The following is a 22,149-nucleotide window of genomic DNA, read 5'->3' as shown; positions in this document are numbered from 1 at the left end:
CAAGCCTCAGTAATCGAAGCGGTCCACGGCACGCCGACGCTCGTTGTCATCACGCCGGTCGTAGATGGCCGTGGTCTGGATATTGGCATGGTGCGCCAGCTTCTGCGCAATCGACAGGTCGTGCTCTTCGATCACCCGGGTAATGAATGCCCGGCGAAAATCGTGCGGCATGATCTTCACCCCCACCTGCGCGCCGCGCTGGCGGGCAATGTAGTAGATTGCATGCTTGGTAATGCGCGCCCGGGTAATGTGGTTGCCGCGACGGATGCGGTTGAACAGGAACGGGTCATCTTCCGCCCCGGCAGGCAGCTCCTGGCGGCGCAGTTCAAGCCAGGCCTGCAGCTTCTCGAACGCCCATGGCGGTGCGTACTTGACCAGCTGGTGGTTGCCCTTGCCCACTACCTGCAGGCTGCGCGCCTCGAAGTCGACCTGGTCGAGGTCGATGTCGACCGACTCCGACTTGCGCATGCCGGTGCCGTACAGCAAGGCAATGATCGCCGCATCACGTACCCCCTGTGGCCGCGGGTCGGCGGCGCACACATCCATCAGCTCGCGGATCAGGCTGCGGCGCAGGTTGCGCCCTGGCGGCAGGCGGCTGCCCGTGGCGGGCTTGACCTCGCGAATACGCAACAGCTGCTCGTGGTCGATCAGGCCCTGACGCCAGGCCTCGTTCATCACCCCGCGAATCGCGTTGACGTACAGCGACGAGCTGTTGGGCGCGTAGCCATCGGCACGCAGGGCAGCCACCAGTGCAATCACATGGCCCGGCTCGAGCCGATGCCAAGGCACATCGACAATGTTGCAGTCGACAAAACCTAGCCGGTCGGCGGCGTCCTGAAGAATGTAGCGCATGGTTTGCTGGCTGGATGGGGCCAGACGGGCCATGTACTGCAGCAGCGGATTTTTCGAGAGGTCGGACAAAACGTGAATCCTGTAGCGAAGCGTCAGCCGGCACTGAACCAGGCAAACCCTGAAGCAAGTCAAAACGACATACAAGCTAGTCTGAATGACCGCAACACGCGCGTGTCATTCGGACCCTGAGAAGTGCCATCACCTTGATATTCAAGGGCTTTGCAAGTGGCACGGATCGTGATCTTACCCCAATTGAAGCCTACTGAACGAACCAAGGACTGCCCATGCTCTTGCAACCCACTGCTTCACGCCCACGCCAAGCCGTCTGGAGCCTGGGTTTTCGCCCGTTCTTCCTGGGTGGCAGTTTGTTTGCGCTGATCGCCCTGCTGTTGTGGGCCGGCGTACTGGCTGGGGCACTGGCCCCTGCACCGCCCGGGGGTATGCTCGCCTGGCACCGCCACGAGATGCTTTACGGCTTCGCCGCCGCCATTATCGCGGGTTTTCTGCTGACCGCCGTGCAGAACTGGAGCGGCATCCCCGGCTTGAGCGGGCGGGCGCTGCAGGGTTTGTTCCTGCTCTGGCTGCTGGGGCGGGTAAGCTGGTTTATGCCACTACCGGGTAGCTTGCTGGTACTGGTCGAAGGCAGCTTCCTGCCATTGGTGGCACTGAGCCTGGCACGACCGATCCTGCAACGGCGCCTGCGCAACAACTACCCGATCGTCGTACTGATGCTGTTGATTGCCGCCTGCCAATGGCTGACCTTGGCCGGCTGGCTGCACCAGGACGAACTGTGGCAGCGTCGTGGAATATTTGCCGGGCTGTGGCTGGTGACGGCGATGATGACCGTGCTCGGCGGCCGGGTCATACCATTCTTTACCCGCCGTGGCCTGGGTCACCTTGGCGCGGCCCCTGCCCGCCCATGGCTGGACCGAGCCTGCCTGTTGCTCAGCGTCGCAGTACCGCTGGCGTTTGCCACTGGCCTGGCCGATACGCCGCAAGCAAGCCTGGCGGTGCTGTTTTTTGCCTTGTTCGCGCTGCACGCGACCCGACTGGTGCTGTGGCACGACCGTGGCCTGTGGCGCGTACCGTTGCTGTGGTCGCTACACCTGGCCTACGCCTGGCTCGCCCTGGCCTGCCTGGGCATGGCGTTGTGGCATAGCGGGGTGGCCCTGAGCCCGAGCCTGGTGACCCACGCGCTGACCGTTGGCGCCATGACCGGGCTGATCCTGGCCATGATGGCGCGGGTCAGCCTGGGCCACACCGGCAGGCCATTGCAGGTGCCGACCAGCATTGCCTGGGCCTTTACCCTGATGCAACTGGCGACCTTGGCCCGGGTGATTCTGCCGCTGTTCACATCGCTGGGGGTAAGCGCTTCGGCACTGTGCTGGAGCCTGGCGCTGTTGCTGTTCCTGCGCCATTACCTGCCCATCCTGCTAAGGCCCCGGGCAGACGGAATGCCCGGTTGACGCGCTTGGGCCGCCTTGCGGCGGTGTGCCATGAGGGGAACTTGGTGGGTGGTTTGATCCCCCCCTGATTGCGACTGATCGTCAAAGGCGAAAGACCGCTAGACAATAGCCGCCGCCCACCACCCTGGAAACATCTGCTGCACCCGCGGCTCGGCGAAGCGTTCGTCAATCAGCACCAGTACACCACGGTCCTGATCACCCCGAATAACCCGGCCCGCCGCCTGGATCACCTTGCGCACGCCCGGGTAGAGGTACGCGTAATCGAAACCCGCGCCAAATTGCCGCCCCAGGCGCTGTTTGAACTGCTCGTTGACCGGGTTGACCTGAGGCAGCCCCAGGGTAGCGACAAACGCGCCAATCAGCCGCGTGCCGGGCAAATCCACCCCTTCGCCGAAAGCGCCGCCCAATACGGCAAAGCCCACACCTCGGCCATCGGCGACAAAGCGATCGAGAAATGCCTGGCGGGCTGCCTCGTCCATGCCCGGCTCCTGTGACCACAGCGGAATCTGCCCATGCTGCTCGGCCAACAGCCCTGCCACCTGTTGCAGGTATTCGAAGCTGCTGAAGAACGCCAGGTAGTTACCCGGCATGCGCTCATACTGCCGGGCAATCAGGTCAACGATCGGCGCCAGGGAGGCTTGGCGCTGCTGGTAACGGGTGGACACCTGGCTGGCAATGCGCACCTCCAGCTGTTCAGCACGGAACGGTGCGGCCACGTCCAGCCAGGCAGTATCGGCTGGCATGCCCAGCAGGTCGCTGTAGAAGTGCCGTGGGCTCAACGTGGCGGAAAACAGCGTCACACTGCGCGCCGCCTGCATGCGTGGTGCCAGCAGCCGCGCCGGGGTGACATTGCGCAGGCACAGCGTGGCCAGCCGCCGCTTGCGCGGGCCCTGGCGCTGGCTGATGTCGAACAGAAAGTGCTCGTCGAACAGCTCGGCAACCCGGCAGAACTGCAAGGCCTGATAGTAGAACTGCAACACCTGGGGGTCGATGTGCGTGGGGGCCTGGTTCATCTGTTCCTGAATCACCCCGACGCACTGCTGCAGGGCGCGCAGTAGGCCTTCGGGCAGCGACTCGCTGGCCTGGTACGGCGCACGCTGCTCTTTATACAGCGCGTTCCACTGCCTGTTCAGGCGGTCCAGCGCACTGACCAGCCCAGGCGGTTTGCTCTGTCGCAACGCCAGCAGCTGGCCCTGGTCAAGGCTGGCGCTGTACATGCCGCGCCCACGCTCGACCAGGTTATGCGCTTCGTCCACCAGTACTGCCACTCGCCACTGGTTGAGCTGGGTCAGGCCGAACAGCAAAGCATGCGCATCGAAGTAGTAGTTATAGTCGGCGACCAGCACGTCGGCCCAGCGTGCCATCTCCTGGCCCAGGTAGTACGGGCACACTTGGTGCGCCAAAGCCACTTCACGCAGGTTTGTGCGGTCGAGCAACGGCAGTGCTGCTGCAGCCTCGCGCGCAGCCGGCAAACGGTCGTAGAAACCTGCGGCCAAGGGGCAGGACTCACCATGACAGGCCTTGTCCGGATACTCACAGGCTTTGTCGCGGGCGATCAACTCCAATGTGCGCAGGGCAGGTTGCGGCGTGGCATCGGTGATCTGGCGCATGGCATCCAGGGCGAGTGCCCGGCCTGGTGTCTTGGCGGTGAGAAAAAACAGCTTGTCCAGCTGCTGCGGCACCATGGCCTTGAGCAGCGGGAACAAGGTACCGAGGGTTTTGCCAATGCCGGTGCTGGCCTGGGCCATCAGGCAACGGCCGGTGCTCACCGCCTTGTACAAGGTTTCAGCCAACTGCCGCTGGCCCTTTCGGAACTGTGGGTAGGGGAAACTCAGCGCCAGCAGGCCTTGGTCACGTTCGGCCAAGCGTCGTTGCTGCCATCGGGCCCAGCCCAGAAAGCGCTGGCACTGGGTTTCAAAGAAGGCCTGCAACTCGGCAGCCGAACAGTGCTCCGTGAACAGCGTCTGGCTATCGCTGTCCACGTCGAGGTACACCAGCGCCACCTCGATGGCGGGCAGTTGTCGTGCCTGGCACATCAACCAGCCATAGACCTTGGCCTGTGCCCAGTGCAACTGACGGTGATTGGCCGGTTGACGCGCCAGGTCACCACGGTGCGTCTTGATCTCTTCCAGGCGATTGCTGCCAGGGTCATAGCCATCGGCGCGACCCCGCACCCTGAGGGTTTCGAACTGGCCTTCAAGGGCGATTTCCGACTCGTAGCCGGCAGCCCGCCGTGCCACCACCCGCTGATGCCCTTCGATACCCTCCTGGGCAGTGGGCGATGGCGTGAAGCGCAGGTCCAGGTCGCCGACCTTGGCGCTGAACTCACACAAGGCGCGCACCGCTACGCTGTAGCTCAAAGTGTTTCGCTCCAGCGCACGTGGCACACCGCGACCGGCAGGCCGTGTTGCCTGCAGAACTCCAGCCAGCGCAGCTGATTGTCCTGCAGGCGGTCACCGGGCCCCTTGACCTCGACCATGCGATAACGGCCCTGCTCGGGCCAGAACTGAATCAGGTCGGGCATGCCGGTACGGTTGTTGCGAATGTCCTGCAACAGGCGCAGGAAACATTGCTTGAGCGCTGCGGCCGGCAGGCAAGCCAAGGCCTGCTCCAGCAGTTTATCGCTGAGCATGGACCAGGACACGAACGGCGACTGCAGCCCCTGTTTGGCCACGTAGCAGTCGAGAATCGCCTGGCGATGGCTACCCTCGTCGAGCCGCCCGAGGCAGCGTTCGAACAGTGCACTGCGCCGTTGCTGGAAGTCGCTGTCGTGCAGGTCCTGTGGCGCGGCCTGGAACGGGTTGAAGAATGCGCCGGGCACCGGAGCGAAGATGGCCTCCCAGCACAACAGGCCAAACAGGCTGTTGAACAGCGTGTTCTCCACGTAATGCGCATGCCCCCCCTCTTGCATCAGGTGTTGACGCACGGCTTCTTCAACGCCCAGCGCAGCGTGCCCACAGGGCAGTTCGAGCTCGATCAGTTCCAGCGGCGTGGTGCGCTGGCGCCGCTGTGGCGGACCGCCGAGTTTGCGCGCCAGGCGTGGCAGCATGCGCTGCAGCGCCTGCTCCTCCAGCGCATTGGCAGGTGCCGCAGCCAGTTGCAACGCCCGAGCATGGGCCAGGTGCCACTGTTCGCTGCGCTCCAGCACCCTCACCTGGCGAATGCGCGCCTGGGGATGGTTGCACTGCGCATACACAGCCGTGGCCAGGTCCCATTCACCCAGGCGTTCGCATTGTTGGCCCACGGCGAATTGCAGCCGCGCATGGCGCCGGGCCAGCCAGGGGTTGCTGCTGTGCAGGCCCTGCAGGGTGGCAAGGATCGGCAGGGGGTCGCCGCCCTGCTCCAGGCGCTCGGCGCACTGGTGCAGCGCCATGGCCAGGTCGACATCGTCACGTTGCTGCAAGGCACGAGAATCGGAGCTGAACGGCACCTGCTCGTAACGCAGCAAGCCCAGGTCGGCGAGGACGAAGTCTGACCAGTCCTGGTACAGGTTGCCGAAAAACAGCAGGCGTATGCGGTCGCACAGAGGTTGCAGGCACCACTGGAGGATGCGCACCTCGCTGTCAGGAAACCATTCGACCAGTGACCGGGCCGCCAGCGCCAGGGGTTGCAGCTGTGCCAACAATTCATGCTTGGCCGCGCGCGGGCGGCTCAGTTGCCGGGCGAAGCAGCGGGCCAGTTCTTCCTTGCGCAGCAACGCGAATAGCTGTTCAAGGTCCAGTTGCTCGGGCTCCCGTACCCAGCCGAGGGCCAGCAACGGCTGCAGCGCCAGCGCAGTATCGCCGATTTCGGCGTAGTCGAGCCGATCGCTGCGAAACAACTCGCCTTTGCGCATCACCATGCGCACCATCAAGGCCTGGGCTGGCGCTTGCAGTTGACTGAAGGCACGGATGAAGGCCAGTTCCTGGTCATCGAGCAAGTCCTGGTAGCGCTGTTCGACCCACAGCACGACCTGCCGGAAGTTATGCAGGTAGTAGAACGGGTCGTCGACGGAATGGGCGATCACGGGTGGAGGTCAGGTTGCGGCAACAGGCACTGTTTATACATACAGATACCCCTCCATGACAAGCGCCGCGGGTCGCCTCACCATCAACCAATGGTTCAGGGGCTGCATTGCAGCCCCCGCAGCGTTCACGCCTGTTCAGTTGCGCCAGCCATCGCGCCCGCCTCGACCTTGGCGAGGCCAATGGGTGCCTGAAGCAGCAGGAAGTACGCCACCGCCGAGCACAGCGCTACCACCGCGCTGATCATGAACGCTGTGGTGAACGAGCCCGAGTACTGGATGCTGAAGCCCGTCACGATCGGTGCCACCGAGCCTGCGATGTAACCGCCGAAGTTCTGGATCGAGCCAAACGAGGCCACGCGCTGGCTGTCGACAATGGTGTTGACGATCATCCAGGCGGTGGCACTGGCCATATTGATGCTGAACAGCGCCAGGCAAAGCAGCATGATGCACCCCGTCAGGCCGGTGACGAACGACAGTGGCAAGGTGAACAGCGCTGCCAGCACCAGGCCAGTGATGACACTGAACTTGCGGCTGCCCAGCACGCTCATGCCACGCGTTACCAGCCAGTCACAGAAGCGCCCGGCAACGATGGTACCCGCCGCACCGAAGCCATACGCCAGCGACACCACCCAGGCGGTCTTGTACAGGTCCAGGCCATGCTCGCGCTCGAAGTAGCCCGGCAGCCAGGTCAGGTGCAGCCAGAGCATGTAGATCACCCCCATGAAGCCCAACACCGCGCCCCAGGTACTGCGGTGCTTGAACAGATCAAGCCAGCCGGCAAAGTACGAAGCCTTCGGCGCGGTTACAGTGGCGGGCGCAGCCTGGCGCTCACTCGGCAGCGGTTTGCCCTCGGCGGCAAGCTCTGCCAGAAAACGGGCCTTGCTCTTGTAGAAGGTCAGCCAGCACAGCGCCAGCACCACGCCGATCACGCCGGTAATGATGAACATGCCGCGCCAGCCAAAGTTGACCATGAACAGCGTCAGCAAAGGCGGCGCCAGGCAGGGGCCAAGACAGGTCGACGACCAGACCACACCGGTCGGGGTGCCGCGCTCGTTGGCGTCGAACCACTCCGACAATGCTTTGGCCGCCGATGGGAACATCGGCGCCTCGCCAATCCCCAACAACACCCGCAGGCCCATGAACCCGGCAAAACTGTTGACCATGCCAAACGCCGCCTGGGCAACCGACCAGCCCAGCAACGAGGCGCCGAGGGCGATCTTGCTGCCCAGGCGGTCAATGATCATGCCCATTGGCAACTGGGCAAAGGCATAGGCAATGGAAAACGCCGATAACAGGATGCCCATCTGCGACGGGCTGATCATCATGTCTTTCTGGATGGAGGTATTGGCGATCGACAGCGCACTACGGTCCAGGTAGTTGACGATGCCGATCAGCAGCAGGAACACGACGGTAATGCGCTGGTACTTCTTCATTGGGTTCATGTGATGACCTTTATTATTATTGTTGCCGCGCTGTCAGCGCCTTGACGATCCCTCGATGATGCTGCGCCCCTCCCTGACGCAGCGAGCCGTTCAAAGCGGGCGGGCGGTGGCCGCGACCTCCAGCAGGCCACGCTGGCCGAGGTTGTCGATCAACGCGCGCAGGCCGAAGTCCCACTGCGGTGCCAGATCGCTGGTGGTCACGCGGTTGCACAGAGTACCCAGTTGCGGATTGCTGATGCTCACCACGTCACCCGGTTTGTGGGTAAAGCCGTTACCCGGCTGATCGCGGTCCTGCTTGGGGGCGAACAGGGTACCGAGGAACAGCACCAGGCCGTCAGGGTACTGGTGGTTTTCGTTGAGGGTTTGCTGCACCAGGTCTTGCGGGTCACGGCTGATCTGGCGCATGGAACTGCGCCCGGACAGGACAAAGCCGTCCTCGCCTTCCACCCGCAGGTCCACCTCGGCAGCGCGCACATCGTCCAGGCCGAAGCTTTCGTCAAACAACCGCAGCAGCGGGCCCAGTGCAGTGGAAGCGTTGTTGTCCTTGGCCTTGGACAGCAGCAACGCGCTACGCCCTTCGAAGTCACGCAGGTTGACGTCGTTGCCGAGCATGGCGCCCTTGATGCTGCCATTGCTCGACACGGCCAGCACCACTTCCGGTTCTGGGTTGTTCCAGCTGGACTTGGGGTGGATGCCGATGTCGGCGCCGTGGCCAACCGCGGACAGCGGTTGGGCCTTGGTGAACACTTCGGCATCCGGGCCTATACCCACCTCCAGGTACTGCGACCACAGGCCCTGCTCTACCAGCACCTTGCGCAGCGCTTCGGCCTGAGCCGAACCGGGCACGATCTGCGACAGGTCGGCGCCGATGCGGCTGGCCAGGGTGTCACGGATGGCGTCGGCCTTGGCCGGGTCGCCCTTGGCCTGTTCTTCTACCACACGCTCCAGCAGGCTGGTGGCGAAGGTCACACCGGCGGCCTTCACCGCTTGCAGATCGATCGGCGCCAGCAGCCACGGCTGGTGCGGGGTGCGCCGTGTGGGATCGCTGTTGCCCAGCAATGCCGGCAGCGCAATCAAGGGTTCGGCCAGTGGCAAGGCACGCAGGTAGCCCACCGGATCGTCCACTTCCAGCAGCGCCGAGACGGTCGCCACGTGGGCACTGATATCGTAGACGGCGCCGGCTTTCACCAGCACCACCGCCGGCCCCTGCGCCGGCAACCAGACGCGCCCTACCCAGCTGCCGCTGTCAAAAACGCTGGCATCATGGCTCAGTGGCAGCGTTTGATTGACGTTCGTTCGATCAGTCATGTGTGTTCCCTTGCTGTGCATCATTGGAAAAGTCCCGGCAGTTGCAACTGCCCAGCCACGCGCTGAAGGTCGGCTATCAGCTGCGGCGAAAGGCTCACGCCCTGCTCCGACGCCTGGCGACGCAGGGCAAGGCCTGCTTGCCCGGGCAGGCGTACCGGGCGTTCGGGGTCGAGCGGGCGGCTTGCCAGAACCAATCCCCCCAGGAAGCTGGTTTCGTCGATGAACGCCTCCAGGCCGCCGAACATGCGCGGGTCAATCACCAGCGCAGTGGCCGAGGCGCCCCACTGACCCGGTGCATCCTTGCGCCCATGGCCGGCCAGCCCCGAGGTGATGGCTTCGACCAACAGCGCAAGGCCAAACCCTTTGTGGCCAAAGGCCTGGCCGCCGAGCGGCAGGATGCTGCCTTGCGGGCGGGTAAAGAAATCGTCCGGGTCATCGCTGAGCTGCCCGTCATTGCTCACCAGCACCGGGTGCGGCACACGCCGGCCGGCATCGCGGCATTGGCCGACCAGGCCGAGGGTGACGGTGGACATGCTGACATCCAGCAGAATCGGCTCACCCTGGGTCGGGATACCGGCAGCAATCGGGTTGGGGGTGTACACCGGGTCGATGCCGCCATGAGCACAGACCAACCCCACCGACGGATCCGACGAGTAGACGATGGCCAGCAACCCTTGGTCGGTGTATGGCTTGAGGTAGGCGGCCAGGCAGCCGATATGGGCAGCGCGACGTACTACCGCAATACCGATGCCCTGCTTGGTCGCGCCTGCGGCCGCACAATCCAGTGCCCGGCTGACGCAATAGGGCCCCAACACATAATGGCCGTCGAACAGGCTGGAAATACCACTGTCGGCGACCTGTTCCAGCGCCTGCGCGCGGGCTTTGACCTGCCCGCTGAGCATGCCGTCGATGTAGCGGCTGACCAGGTTGAGGCCATGGGTACGGTGGCCGAGCAGTTCGCCTTCGAGCAGCACCCGGGTCACTACCTGGGCGACGTCCACGTCGGCTCCGGCTTTCATGAACAGTTGCTCGACAAACGTGGTAAGCGTTTGCACGTTGTACCGTGTGGTTTGAATCATTGCAGTTGCCTCGCAAATGGGACGGGAGCGGTCGATCAGGTCACGGCGCCGATCTGCCACGGGACGAACTCGTTTTGCCCGTAGCCGTGCTGTTCGCTCTTGCTGCGTTCCCCGGAGGCAATGCGCAGCATCTGCTCGAAGATGAATGCGCCGCGCTCCTCGATGCTGGTGGAGCCATCGGCGATGCCGCCGCAATTGACGTCCATGTCCTCTTGCTGGTGCTCGAACACCCGGTTGTTGGTTGCCAGCTTGATCGATGGCGCCGGGGCACAGCCGTAGGCCGAGCCGCGGCCGGTGGTGAAGGCGATCAGGTTGGCCCCGCCGGCCACCTGACCGGTGGCCGAGACCGGGTCGTAGCCGGGGGTGTCCATGAACACCAGGCCCTGGGCACGCACGGCTTGCGCATACTGATACACATCGACCAGGTTGCTGGAGCCTGCCTTGGCCACTGCGCCCAGGGATTTCTCGAGGATAGTGGTCAGCCCCCCTGCCTTGTTGCCGGCCGAGGGGTTGTTGTTCAATTCGGCGTTCATACGCTGGCAGTAGTCTTCCCACCAGCGAATGCGCGCCACCAGCTTCTCCCCCACCTCACGGCTTACCGCGCGCCGCGTGAGCAAGTGCTCGGCACCATAGATTTCCGGGGTTTCGGAGAGAATGGCGGTACCACCGGCGGCCACCAGGCGGTCAACGGCATTGCCCAGTGCCGGGTTGGCGGTGATCCCCGAATAGCCATCTGAGCCGCCGCACTGCAGGCCGACCACCAGGTGGCGGGCACTGACTGGCTGGCGCCGTACCTGATTGGCCTCGGCCAACAGCGCCTTGACCTGGGCGATACCGGCAGCGATGGTTTTAGAGGTGCCCCCGACCCCTTGGATGGTGAAGGCGCGCAGTTGCGCACTCGCCTGCAGGCCCTGGGTTTCCAGCAGGGTTTCGATCTGGTTGGTTTCGCAGCCCAGGCCGATGATCAGCACGGCAGCGAAGTTGGGGTGGACGGCGTACCCGGCCAGGGTGCGGCGCAGCAGGCTCAAGGCTTCACCGCTCGGGTCGACTGCGCAGCCGGCACCGTGGGTCAGGGCGACCACACCGTCGACATTCGGGTAGTCGGCCAGCACCTCGGGGTGAATGTCACGGCGGAAATGGTCGGCCACGGCCCGGGCCACGGTTGCCGAACAGTTTACCGAGGTGAGAATGCCGATGTAGTTGCGGGTGGCGACACGGCCATCGGCGCGCACGATGCCCTGGAACTGCGCGGCGCTGCCTGGCAGGCTGCGGGTATCGACACCAAACGCATAGTCGCGGGCAAAATCGCCCATCTGCACGTTGTGCACGTGCACATGGTCGCCAGCGTCGATCGCCTGGGACGCAAACCCGATGATCTGCCCGTAACGGCGCAACGGCTGGCCCTGCGCCACAGGCTCGGTGGCGAGCTTGTGGCCTGAAGGGATGGGCTGGCGCACGGTAGTCGCCTCGGCATCCAGGCGCACGCCTGGCAGCAGGGCCTGGCGGGCGATGACGACGTTGTCCAAAGGGTTGAGGCGGATGACGGCGGGGTCACTGGATTTGGCAATCAGTTGCATGGGACCTCTCAGGGCGGAGCGGCTGACTTCTTGTTATGGCTGTAGCCACTGTAAGAAGCCTGGTGCCGCATTCCCAATGAGATGATCCGATCGAGCGATAACCTGGAGTTATCGCAAGGGTATTTCGGTGCGTGATCTTCAATCGGCTAGGCATCTGCCGGAGATTGCCGCCGTCGCTGCGCGCCCTCCAGCAGAATCTCGACAAACGCCCTGGCGGAGGCGCTGAGCGGTTCATCCTTGCGGGTGACCACTCCATACTCCAGCGCGGGCACCTGCAAAGGGCTGCGCAGCTCCTTGAACTGCCCGCTGGCCAACTGCGCGGCCACCATCGAGCGCGGTAGCATGGCAATCATCGGTGCCGATTGCAGCAACTGCAGGAACATGGGCATGGAGATGGTCTCCACGCAGTCGGCAGGCGTGGCGATTCCGGCCACCCGGAACGCCTGCTCCAGGCGGTTGCGGATCGGCGTACCCACCGGGTACAGCACCCACGGCCAATCGCCTAGCGCCTCAAGCGGTGTGTTGTCGAGCTGATTGAGCGGGTGCTCGCTGTTCACCACCAGGCTGAAGGGTTCAGGCTCCAGCGGCTGGAAGTCGAACAGCTGACCGAAGCGTTCCTCGGTGAAGCGGCCAATCATGATGTCCAGCTTGTTCTGCTCGAGCATGGTCAGCAGGTGATCGCTGGAATGCTCCACCACTTCAATCGACAGTAACGGGCTTCGCGCCTTGATGGCGGCGATGGCCTGCGGCAATACCAATGCGGTCGCGGCAAAGATCCCGCCAACGCGGATGAAACCGTGCCCGCCGTTGCGCAGGCGATTGACCTGGTCGACGAACTGTTGCGACTCGGCCAGGGCACCCTGGGCGTACCGCACCACGTATTCACCCAGCTCGGTGGGGGGCATGCTGCGAGGCAGGCGCTCGAACAGGGCAAAGCCGAACTGCTCCTCAAGGTCACGCAGCATTTTGCTGAGCGCCGGCTGGCTGAGGTTCATGCGCGTGGCGGTGGCGTGCATGTTGCGCGTGCGCGCCAGGGTGTCGATCAACACCAGGTGCTTGTAACGGATCCAGTTGCAAAAACTGGAATGGGTCATGTCCGGCGGCATAGACGCAGGGCCTCATGCAGGTGAAAGTTATTGTGCCCGCAGGTAGCGCAGCAAGGTATCAAGGGCAACCGAGTTGGGCCGCGAGCGCAGGGTCAGCACGCCGAGGTTGGCCATCGCCAGGGGCAACTCCACCGGCAGGATGGCGACCATGCCATAGCGGGCATAATGCTGGGCCACGTCATTGGGCACCACCGCAATCATTTCGGACGCTTCGAGCATGGCAGTGGTCGCCAGGATCGACGCGGTTTCGACGATATCCAGCGACTGCACCATGCCGCCGGCCTGCAATGCGCTTTCGACGCGACGGCGCATCGGGCTGCCGATGGGGTGCAAGATCCACGTCAAGCTCACCAGGTCGGCCAACTGCAGCCCTGTGGCTGTCGCCAAGGGATGACCTGCGCGAGCAATCACGCGCATCTGCTCACCGCCGTCGAACAGCTCGATATTCAGTTCCTGGCTGTCGCTCTGGTCCGGCAGGCGCCCCACCACCATATCGAAATCACCGCGTAGCAAGGCCGGCAGCAAGGTGTCGCTGGTGCCCACTTCCAGCGAGATACGTACCTTGGGCTGGTCGCGCTTGTAGGCCAGCACCGCCTTGGTCAGCACGCCCGGTACCGGGCCCATGACGCTGCCCACCCGCACCAGGCCCAACGCACCGCGCGCCAGTTCGGCGATTTGCGCCTGGGCATGATCGAACTCATGCAATGCGTTTTGCGCATAGCGAATCATCACCTCGCCATACAGCGTCGCTTGCATCCCCCGGGGCAGGCGCTCGAACAAACGTACCCCCAGGCGCTCCTCAAGCTGCTGTAGCAACAGGCTGGCGGCCGGTTGCGTGGTGTGCATCGCGGCGGCGGCGCGGCGCAGGTTGCCGAATTCACCCAGGGCATTGAGCAACGTGATCTGACGGCTGGAAATCTTCAAGGCACCGAGGCTGGCAGGCGCCTGGGCCTTGTCAGGTGGCAAGCGAGACATATCGAATCCGGTATCACTGATTAAGATTTGGCGATTATGCCTGTATCGCTCGACAACCTACAGTCAGGTCTCCCTGTGCCTGAGCAGAACAAGAGTCGACCATGAGCATACGCATTACCCACCTGAGCGTTCGCGATATCCGTTTCCCCACTTCGCTGTCGCTGGATGGCTCCGACGCCATGAACAGCGCCCCCGACTATTCGGCGGCCTACGTGGTGCTGCACACCGACGCTGCCGCCCTCGAAGGCCATGGCCTGACCTTCACCATTGGCCGTGGCAACGAGATATGCGCGGCGGCGGTGCAGTCGCTGGCCCCCTTGATCGTCGGCCTTACGCTCGAAGAAATCAGCGCCGACATGGGCGCTTTCTGGCATCGCTTTACCGTCAGCGACAGCCAGTTGCGCTGGCTGGGCCCGGAAAAGGGCGTGATCCACCTGGCCACCGCCGCCATCATCAACGCAGTGTGGGACCTGTGGGCCAAGCATGAGGGCAAGCCTGTCTGGAAACTGCTGGCCGACATGACGCCAGAGCAGCTGGTGCGCTGCCTGGACTTCAGCTACGTCACCGACGTGCTCACCCCCGAAGAGGCCATCGCCCTGCTGCGCCGCCAGGCGCCGGGCAAAGCCCAGCGCGAGGCACACATGCTGCGTGAAGGCTACCCCGGGTACACCACTGCCCCGGGCTGGCTGGGCTACAGCGAAGAGAAAATGCGCAAACTGGCCCGCGAGGCCGTGGCAGACGGCTGGACCCACATCAAACAGAAGATCGGGGCCGACCTGGAAGAGGACATCCGCCGCGCCAGCATCCTGCGCGACGAAATCGGCTGGGAGCGCACCCTGATGATGGATGCCAACCAAGTGTGGGGCGTCGAAGAGTCGGTGGCCAACATGCGCCGCCTGGCCGCATTCGAACCGCTTTGGATCGAAGAACCGACCAGCCCCGATGACATTCTCGGCCACGCCACCATTCGCCAGCGCATTGCGCCAATCGGTGTCGCCACCGGTGAGCATTGCCACAACCGGGTGATGTTCAAACAGATGTTCCAGGCCGGTGCACTGGACTTCTGCCAACTGGACGCAGCCCGCCTGGGTGGCCTGAACGAAGTCCTGATCGTGCTGCTGATGGCCGCCAAGTACGACGTGCCGGTCTGCCCGCACGGCGGTGGCGTCGGGCTGTGCGAATATGTGCAGAACATCGCGCTTTTCGACTACATCGCGGTGTCTGCCTCGCTGCACAACCGGGTGCTGGAGTACGTCGACCACCTGCACGAGCACTTCATCGACCCGGTGGTGATCCATCGCGGGCGCTACATGCCGCCACAACGCCCTGGCTACAGCATCGAGATGCACGCTGAGACCCTGGAACGTTACCAGTACCCCAACGGCGCAGTGTGGCTCGACATCAACCGTTCCTGACCCACAGACCTGAGTGTGCCGCTGCTGCGCGGCACACCACCAGCACTTTTTCACGGGGAAAAAAACAATGACAACCCTCACCCGCGCAGCGGCTTGCGCCCCTGCCACCACCCATGAGCAGCGCTTGAACGGCCTGCTGCTACGCAAATTGATGCCACTGCTCATCGTCGTCTACGTGATGAGCTTTCTTGACCGCACCAACATCGCCCTGGCGAAAGCCAGCATGGGCATCGACCTGGGCCTTTCGGCAGCAGCCTACGGCCTGGGCGCGGGCTTGTTCTTCCTTACCTACGCCTTGGCCGAAGTGCCCAGCAACCTGATCATGCACCGGGTGGGCGCGCGCTTCTGGATCACCCGTATCATGATTACCTGGGGTTTGCTCTCGGCGGGCATGGCCTTCGTTCAGGGTGAGACCTCGTTCTACATCATGCGCCTGTTGCTGGGGGTAGCCGAAGCTGGCCTGTTCCCCGGGGTAATGCTGTACCTGACCTACTGGTTCGACCGCGAACAACGCGCCCGTGCCACGGGGTACTTCCTGCTGGGTGTGTGCCTGGCCAACATCCTTAGCGGCCCGCTGGGCGGTGCCCTGCTGGAGCTGGACGGTGTACTGGGCTGGCATGGCTGGCAATGGTTGTTCGTACTCGAAGGCCTGCCCGCCGTAGCCCTGGCCTATGTGGTGTGGAAGAAGCTGCCGGACGGTCCAGCCTCGGCGCCTTGGCTGACGGCTGCCGACGCCCAGGACATCGAGCGCCGCCTGGCCGCAGAGCAGGCGGCCGCACCGCAGCAGAGCAAGCTGGGGCAGATGTTCCGCGACCGGCAGATCTGGCTGGCGATCGCGGTCTACTTCGTGCACCAGATCACCATCTACACGGTGATTTTCTTCCTGCCGGGCATTATCGGCACCTACGCTGCGCTTTCGCCCTTCCAGGTCGGCCTGTTGACAGCGGTGCCGTGGATTGCAGCAGCCATTGGCGCAGCTACCTTCCCACGCCTGGCCACCTCGCCGCGCCGCTGCCGCACCCTGCTGTTCCTTGGCCTGCTGACCATGGCGGCCGGATTGCTGCTGGCATCGCTGGCCAACTCGTTCATTGGCCTGCTCGGGTTTTCCCTGACCGCGCTGATGCTGTTCGTGGTGCAGTCGATCATCTTCGTCTTCCCCTCCAGCCGACTGAGCGGCAGTGCGTTGGCGGCGGGCCTCGCCTTCGTCACCACCTGCGGTCTGTTTGGCGGCTTCGTCGGGCCGTCGGTGATGGGCTTGATCGAGCAGACTACCGGCAGCACCCGCAACGGGTTGTGGGTCATTGCGGCGTTGCTGGTAGGTGCGGCGCTGATCAGTACCCGTTTGCGTCAGGGGCAAGAGCAACCCTGAGGAGTGCTCAATTTACGCCCCCTGCAGGTGGCTCTATGTGCTGCGAATGAGCCTTGAGGTTTACAGGCCGTCATTTTACTTGTCGGCTCTCTCGCAGCACTTGGCGGCACCTGCAAGCGTCTTGATTTCAACTTGAGAAGCGGGTGTTTCGCCCGCAGCGCGCCTCCAGCGCCTGCGCCAGTCGCCTTACCGCCAGTTGCAGTTCATCCGGGCGCCCCCCCAGCCAGATCAGCGCAAGGTGTTGAGGGTAATGCCCCGGCAGGCCGAACTGCTCGCCCGGTAGTGCGTGCAATGCAGAGCCTGCCAACGCTGCGGCAATACCGTCCCACGCCAGCGGCTGGCAAAAGCTCACCCACAGCATTTGCCCACCTTGCGGCATGTCGAAAACCACCCGTTGGCCGAATTGCGATTGCAGTACATCCGCCAGGTGTTGCGTACGCCTTTGCAAGTCTGTGCGTAGCTGTAACAGCTGCGTTTCGATTTCCCCCTTGCCGAGCATGTGAGCAAGCGCCTGCAAACGTAGCGGCGCAAGCCGAAACGCCCGTTCAGCGAATGCCTTGGCCAACACAGGGTCACGGCTCAGTAAATAGGCATACGGCGCCTCTGCCCCCACTGCGGCCTCGAACGTGCCCATCACCAAAAGCCAGCGCGGGTCGATCCAGTCACGCAGTCGTGTGCTCGGCGGCCCGTCATAACAGAGCTCGCTGTCCAGGTCGTTTTCCAGCAGCCATACAGGGTGTTGGTCAAGCAAAAGTCCAAGCTGCTGCTGGTAATGCGGTGAAGCTAGCCGCCCTTGTGGCATGCCCAGGCATGACGGCATGACCAGCAGGCTTACCGGCTCGCTTCCCAGCAGCTTGGCCAATGCGTGCAGCTCTGGGTTGCCACGGGCATCCAGTGGTGTTTCCAGCACGCGCATGCCGGCACGCGCCAGGGCGCGCAACACTTGCCAGCAACAGGGCGAATGCACCAATGCGGTACCACCTTGCATGGCCAGCGCCGCAAGCAGCGTCTCCAGCAACGCGAGCACATCGGGGGCCAGATGGACGTCATCGGCATGCCAGTACTGGTTGGAGCAGCGGGTGTATCGCTCAGCCACGGCATTGCGCAAACGGGCGCTACCCAGCGCTTCCCAGGACGCAACGCTGCGGTCACGCTGACGGGCCAAACGCCGTTCGTGGCCAAGCAGCATGCGCTCCAACAGTGGCTGCGTCGGCAAGGGAGGCTGCCGGGCCACGGCCACGGCCTGATCTTTGCCACCGTTCTGTACGTAATAGCCCGACCTCGGCAGGCAGTGTACACGGCCCTCCTCTTCCAGCAGGCTGTAGGCACTTTGTACCGTGGCCAACGACACCCGCAGCCGCCGGGACAGCTCACGCAATGACGGCAACCGGCATGTGCCAACGCCTGCAGCTTGATCGATCAACGCTTCCAGGTAGCGATACACCTTGCGATACGCGAACTCGCCTGGGGCCGCTCGCCCCATCAAGGCAGCCCCGCAACACCACGCCGCCGCCCCAACGCCAGCTGTGGCAGCAGCCTCAGGTGTGCATCGCGGCGGGCCAGGTTGTTAAGCAGGCGCCATCCCGCCAACGGCAACTGCCCATCATAAATTTGCCGCAGTTGCCCCAACGGCAAGCCACTGGTATTCACCAGCCAGGCTTTGACTGCATCGGGGCAGGGTTTGCCTTGCAAGGCCCTGTGCAGGTACGGCAACGCCACCACCATGTCGGCGTGCCGACACTGCAAGAACCGCTCGAGGTTTTTCCCCTGCCTGGCAAACGGGCTGAACAGCAGGCACACCAGTTGGGCCTGGTTGATGCCATAAGCTTTGCCAAATAGCAACGGCGCGGCGTCACACTGCTTGCGGCCACCCGCCTGCCCTGCCAGCCTCAGTGCAGGGCGCCCGGCCAGCGGCTCCAGACTGCGGGCGCGCAGTTCATGCAGCTGTGCCGTGGCTAGCGAGTCGACGAATTCGGACAGCGGCAAAGCATCCGCAGGCGTCTCGAAGTGACAACCCAGCATCGCGTCAAGCTGCTGCTCTTCAAGCAAGTGCGGCAACAGGTCATCAATAGCAATCAGCCGCACCGGCGCGCGCTCCGGTACGGCGCCTGGAACCGGCTCGTGCTGCCCACCCGGCGCGCCCCCAGCAGCACCGTGCAATCGGCTCAGCCCTTGGGCCAGCGCCGCCAGGCACTGGTGCACTGCATGCGAGCCACGCACGCCGGCCAGGCGCAGGCTACGCCGGGCCCACGCCAGGTATCGGCGCCGCTGGAGCCCGGGCATGGCGGTGACCAACGCATCGGGAGGCACCGCTGCCTGCAGGGCCTGAACCACGGCCCCCGCCAGTTCCAGGTGCAGGCGGCAGCCCAGCAGGGCTTCCGGCCTGGCATCGATCATGTGGCCGAACATCAACATCGCGTCCCTCGCCAGCAGCCAGCGCTCAGGCATTACCGAGAGCCGACGACTGAACGGCACCACTGCGCGCCCCTCGATCATCTGCAATTGCACCCGCGGGTCATCCTGCATGAACAACGCGCTAAAACTGCGCTCGTGAGCTTCCAGCGTGGCGCTATCGGCAACCGGCAGGCTGACTACCAATACCCGCAGCTGGAAGGTTACCGGCGAACGCAGCGCAATGCTCAGTTGCGCGGCACGCAACATGGCCAGCAGCCGGCTGCTATGGCGGTCGCTCCCTTGCAATACCTGCAAGCTGAAAGTACCGATGTACTCGGGCCCGCCTGCAGCGACCAACAGGCGTTGTATCAGCAACTGCAAGGAAGCGCGCTGCGCCTGGGACATGTGATTCAACAAGCGCTCGAGTACTTGCTGGTAGATATAATGCATCGCCTGGTCGTGAATAGCAGTCACGCAATCACCTCATCAACTTCATGCAGCCAGCGCATGCGGCACCTAACATTTGCACGTGAACATGCGCCAAACTTACCTAGAAGAAATTTCTTACAACAAAATGAAAGTAATGACGTAACCCTTCACTGTCGCCAAGCCATCGAGAAAAAACCGCCCCTGCGATGGCCTGTCGCTGTCACATACTGCTCTATATCAGGCATAGCCATGCTCATCCCACGTTCCTTGCACAAACTATCATTGGGCCATTATCGAGAGGGAGGCAGCGCGAATTGAAGATACAGTTCAGGGTAAAAAAACCATTCAGCATACGTGTCAGTTCACAGTGACTCGCAAGGCGAAAGCGTTCAAGGCTGATTATTTGCCGGGATATTTCTGACTTCCCGAAAGATACGGACTTATATGTAGTCCATATCGTGATTTATTGTAGGAACAGTCCTACTTTAAGTGTTGAATCACTTTATCCCGCGCACAAAAAACCCGGGACCTTGCCCGGGTTCGCCGCTTGCGCCATCCACCGTCAGTGATGCGCCATGTCCAGCACGACGCGCCCGCCGCACGGGCATTGGTCCATGTAGCGATGCGCCTCGACCACCTGTTCGAACGGGTACACCTTGATGATCTGCGGTGTCAGCAGCTGGTCGGCCGTGAACTGGTTGATATCGCGCAAGGCACGCTGCAGTGCCACCTGATCCTGGCTGATGCCAAGCTCTGGCTTGCCGGTGAAATTACCGATGCAGTGCACATAGAACTGAATGTTCTTCTGGAATGCCGCGCAAGCCGGGAATGGCGTCTGGTTGCCGCCTTGCAGACCGTACAGCACCAGGCTGCCACGCGGCGCCAGCACATCACCCAACAGCGACATCTGCGGGCCGCCCATGCCGTCGAGCACCATGTCCACACCCCGGCCATCGGTGTACTTGCCAATCTGCAGCAGCAGGTCTTGCTCTTCGGTGACGATCACTTTGTCTGCGCCCAAGCCCAGCAGGTAGTCACGCTGCGCCGCTTCCTTGGTGGCGGCGAACACTTTCAGCCCCAGGGCCCTGCCCAGCTGCACGAAGGCAGGCCCGGCGCAATGGCTGGCATCGGTGACCAGTGCTGTCTGCCCGGCCTTGGCCCGTGCCAGGTCGACGTAGGCGAAATAGGCGATCAGCAGCGGGGTGTAGTGCACGCTGGCCTCGATCGGGGTGAGCACATTCGGGTAGCGCGTGATGGCTGTACGGGGCAGTACAATGACATCGCCGTACACCGGGTGGTCGTTGGCACTGGTAGCCGGGAAGCTGGCAACCCGGTCACCGACGGCAATGTCATCGACCCCTTCCCCGACCGCAGTCACCACCCCGGCCATTTCGTGACCGATCCCCGCTGGCAGACGCGCCTGGGACGGTGCCAGATTCTGGCGCCAAAGCACGTCATACCAGCTGACGCCAACCGCTTCGACGCGGATCTGCACCTCGTCGGCAGCGGGTGACGGTTCGGCCTGCTCTTCGCAACGGAGCACGTCGGCAGCGCCGAACTTGTGGAAACGGATCATGCGGGACATCGCATACCTCGCCTTTGTGAACCTCTAATTACCACTGACTCTATCCGGGCTTTGCCCGTTAGACCATCAGTGGGCATTAATAGTCGACATGCTTGTCATCGATTGGGCACCTGACTTTCCCTGCGATTGGTCCCCCTAAACCCGTGCAGGGTAACAGCCTTTGGCCTTAAGATTCACCTCTGCCCCACATTAGGCGAAGCGCACCGATGAATCGAAACGACCTGCGTCGTGTAGACCTCAACCTGCTGATCGTGTTCGAAACGCTGATGCACGAGCGCAGCGTGACCCGTGCCGCAGAAAAACTGTTTCTCGGCCAACCGGCCATCAGCGCGGCGCTCTCGCGCCTGCGCAACCTGTTCGATGACCCGCTGTTCGTGCGCACGGGGCGCAGCATGGAGCCGTCGGCACGGGCCCACGAGATCTTCGCCCTGCTGTCACCGGCACTGGATTCGATTTCCACTGCAGTCAGCCGCGCCGCCGAATTCGACCCGGCCACCAGCAATGCGGTGTTCCGCATCGGCCTGTCGGACGACGCCGAGTTCGCCTTGTTGCCGCAACTGCTCAAGCGCATTCGCGCCGAGGCGCCCGGTATCGTGCTGGTGGTGCGACGGGTCAACTACTTGCTGATGCCAACCCTGCTGGCCTCGGGCGAGATTTCGGTGGGGGTCAGCTACACCAGCGAACTGCCGGCCAACGCCAAGCGCAAGGTGTTGCGCCGCAGCATGCCGAAACTGCTGCGCGCCGACAGCGTACCCGGCAGCATCACCCTGGATGACTTCTGCGCCCGGCCCCATGCGCTGGTGTCGTTTGCCGGGGACTTGTCCGGGTTCATCGACGAAGCCCTGGAAGAAATCGGCCGCAAGCGCCACGTGGTGCTGGCTGTGCCGCAGTTCAACGGGCTGGGGAGCTTGCTGGCAGGCACCGATATCGTGGCGACGGTACCGGACTACACGGCGGATGCACTGACGGCCGCCGGCGGCTTGCGGGCCGAGGATCTGCCGATACCCGTGCGCAGTTTCGAACTGCACATGGCCTGGCGCGGGGCACAGGACAATGACCCGGCGGAGCGGTGGCTGCGGTCGCGGATACAGATGTTCTTCGGGGACCCTGAGAGTCTTTAGAGGATCGTGTCCCGAGAGGTGGTGT

The 22,149-nt window shown here is 63.4% G+C and carries 16 protein-coding genes; 4 read left to right on the top strand and 12 right to left on the bottom strand.

Annotated elements, in window-relative coordinates; translation table 11 throughout:
• Positions 1 to 6: 6 nt before the first annotated feature.
• Positions 7 to 921 (bottom strand): tyrosine recombinase XerC, encoded by a 915-nt coding sequence (gene xerC / locus FQ668_RS13355; protein ID WP_014591288.1) that lies wholly within the window; start codon positions 919 to 921, stop codon positions 7 to 9.
• A 215-nt stretch (positions 922 to 1,136) separates the two neighbouring features.
• Between xerC and FQ668_RS13350 the strand changes: the two genes are divergently transcribed.
• Complete coding sequence (locus FQ668_RS13350; protein ID WP_019437168.1) at positions 1,137 to 2,318, top strand: NnrS family protein; 1,182 nt, start codon at positions 1,137 to 1,139, stop codon at positions 2,316 to 2,318.
• Positions 2,319 to 2,416: 98 nt separating this feature from the next.
• On the opposite strand, the gene FQ668_RS13345 is transcribed toward FQ668_RS13350, so the two are convergent.
• The 8 genes from FQ668_RS13345 to FQ668_RS13310 all read right to left on the bottom strand — a co-directional run bounded on the left by FQ668_RS13345 (position 2,417) and on the right by FQ668_RS13310 (position 13,811).
• Positions 2,417 to 4,678 carry an ATP-dependent DNA helicase gene (locus FQ668_RS13345; protein WP_014591290.1) on the bottom strand — a complete coding sequence of 754 codons (2,262 nt, stop codon included), beginning with the start codon at positions 4,676 to 4,678 and terminating at the stop codon, positions 2,417 to 2,419.
• The gene (locus FQ668_RS13340) at positions 4,675 to 6,324 is read right to left on the bottom strand and encodes a VRR-NUC domain-containing protein (protein ID WP_019437169.1); all 1,650 of its coding nucleotides are present in this window, start codon (positions 6,322 to 6,324) and stop codon (positions 4,675 to 4,677) included. The genes FQ668_RS13345 and FQ668_RS13340 overlap by 4 nt, the downstream gene beginning before the upstream one ends.
• Before the next feature lie 125 nt (positions 6,325 to 6,449).
• The gene (locus FQ668_RS13335; RefSeq protein ID WP_053868160.1) at positions 6,450 to 7,757 is read right to left on the bottom strand and encodes an MFS transporter; all 1,308 of its coding nucleotides are present in this window, start codon (positions 7,755 to 7,757) and stop codon (positions 6,450 to 6,452) included.
• Positions 7,758 to 7,856: 99 nt separating this feature from the next.
• Complete coding sequence (locus FQ668_RS13330; protein ID WP_053868159.1) at positions 7,857 to 9,074, bottom strand: fumarylacetoacetate hydrolase family protein; 1,218 nt, start codon at positions 9,072 to 9,074, stop codon at positions 7,857 to 7,859.
• A gap of 20 nt (positions 9,075 to 9,094) precedes the next feature.
• The gene (locus tag FQ668_RS13325) at positions 9,095 to 10,153 is read right to left on the bottom strand and encodes an Ldh family oxidoreductase (protein ID WP_144180289.1); all 1,059 of its coding nucleotides are present in this window, start codon (positions 10,151 to 10,153) and stop codon (positions 9,095 to 9,097) included.
• 35 nt (positions 10,154 to 10,188) lie between these two features.
• Entirely contained in the window at positions 10,189 to 11,730 is a 1,542-nt protein-coding gene (locus FQ668_RS13320) for a UxaA family hydrolase (protein ID WP_014591295.1), read from the bottom strand.
• A gap of 146 nt (positions 11,731 to 11,876) precedes the next feature.
• Positions 11,877 to 12,836: a LysR family transcriptional regulator gene (locus tag FQ668_RS13315; protein ID WP_014591296.1), complete on the bottom strand. Its 960-nt coding sequence runs from the start codon at positions 12,834 to 12,836 to the stop codon at positions 11,877 to 11,879.
• Positions 12,837 to 12,863: 27 nt separating this feature from the next.
• On the bottom strand, positions 12,864 to 13,811 hold the full coding sequence (locus tag FQ668_RS13310) for a LysR family transcriptional regulator (RefSeq protein WP_019437173.1): 948 nt from the start codon (positions 13,809 to 13,811) through the stop codon (positions 12,864 to 12,866).
• Positions 13,812 to 13,912: 101 nt separating this feature from the next.
• Here FQ668_RS13310 and FQ668_RS13305 point away from each other — a divergent pair, with 101 nt between their 5' ends.
• Together FQ668_RS13305 and FQ668_RS13300 are read left to right on the top strand one after the other, a co-directional pair.
• The gene (locus FQ668_RS13305) at positions 13,913 to 15,226 is read left to right on the top strand and encodes an L-fuconate dehydratase (RefSeq protein WP_003253941.1); all 1,314 of its coding nucleotides are present in this window, start codon (positions 13,913 to 13,915) and stop codon (positions 15,224 to 15,226) included.
• 67 nt (positions 15,227 to 15,293) lie between these two features.
• The gene (locus FQ668_RS13300) at positions 15,294 to 16,595 is read left to right on the top strand and encodes an MFS transporter (RefSeq protein ID WP_019437174.1); all 1,302 of its coding nucleotides are present in this window, start codon (positions 15,294 to 15,296) and stop codon (positions 16,593 to 16,595) included.
• A gap of 127 nt (positions 16,596 to 16,722) precedes the next feature.
• Here the strand turns inward: FQ668_RS13300 and FQ668_RS13295 are convergent, their stop codons facing one another.
• The 3 genes from FQ668_RS13295 to FQ668_RS13280 form a co-directional block, all read right to left on the bottom strand.
• Entirely contained in the window at positions 16,723 to 18,078 is a 1,356-nt protein-coding gene (locus FQ668_RS13295) for a GntR family transcriptional regulator (RefSeq protein ID WP_019437175.1), read from the bottom strand.
• Positions 18,078 to 19,463, bottom strand: a complete 1,386-nt coding sequence (locus FQ668_RS13290; protein WP_019437176.1) for a hypothetical protein — start codon at positions 19,461 to 19,463, stop codon at positions 18,078 to 18,080. Before FQ668_RS13290 ends, FQ668_RS13295 begins: the two co-directional genes overlap by 1 nt.
• Before the next feature lie 517 nt (positions 19,464 to 19,980).
• Positions 19,981 to 21,003, bottom strand: coding sequence for a zinc-dependent alcohol dehydrogenase family protein (locus FQ668_RS13280; RefSeq protein WP_014591301.1), 1,023 nt, complete (start codon positions 21,001 to 21,003; stop codon positions 19,981 to 19,983).
• A gap of 206 nt (positions 21,004 to 21,209) precedes the next feature.
• On the opposite strand from FQ668_RS13280, the gene FQ668_RS13275 reads away from it, so the two are divergent.
• On the top strand, positions 21,210 to 22,124 hold the full coding sequence (locus FQ668_RS13275; RefSeq protein ID WP_014591302.1) for a LysR family transcriptional regulator: 915 nt from the start codon (positions 21,210 to 21,212) through the stop codon (positions 22,122 to 22,124).
• Positions 22,125 to 22,149: the final 25 nt, after the last annotated feature.

The sequence above is a fragment of the Pseudomonas sp. Kh14 genome, assembly GCF_900291005.1.
GTDB classification, from domain to species: Bacteria; Pseudomonadota; Gammaproteobacteria; order Pseudomonadales; family Pseudomonadaceae; genus Aquipseudomonas; species Aquipseudomonas alloputida.
This window is presented reverse-complemented; position numbering and strand designations above follow the sequence as displayed.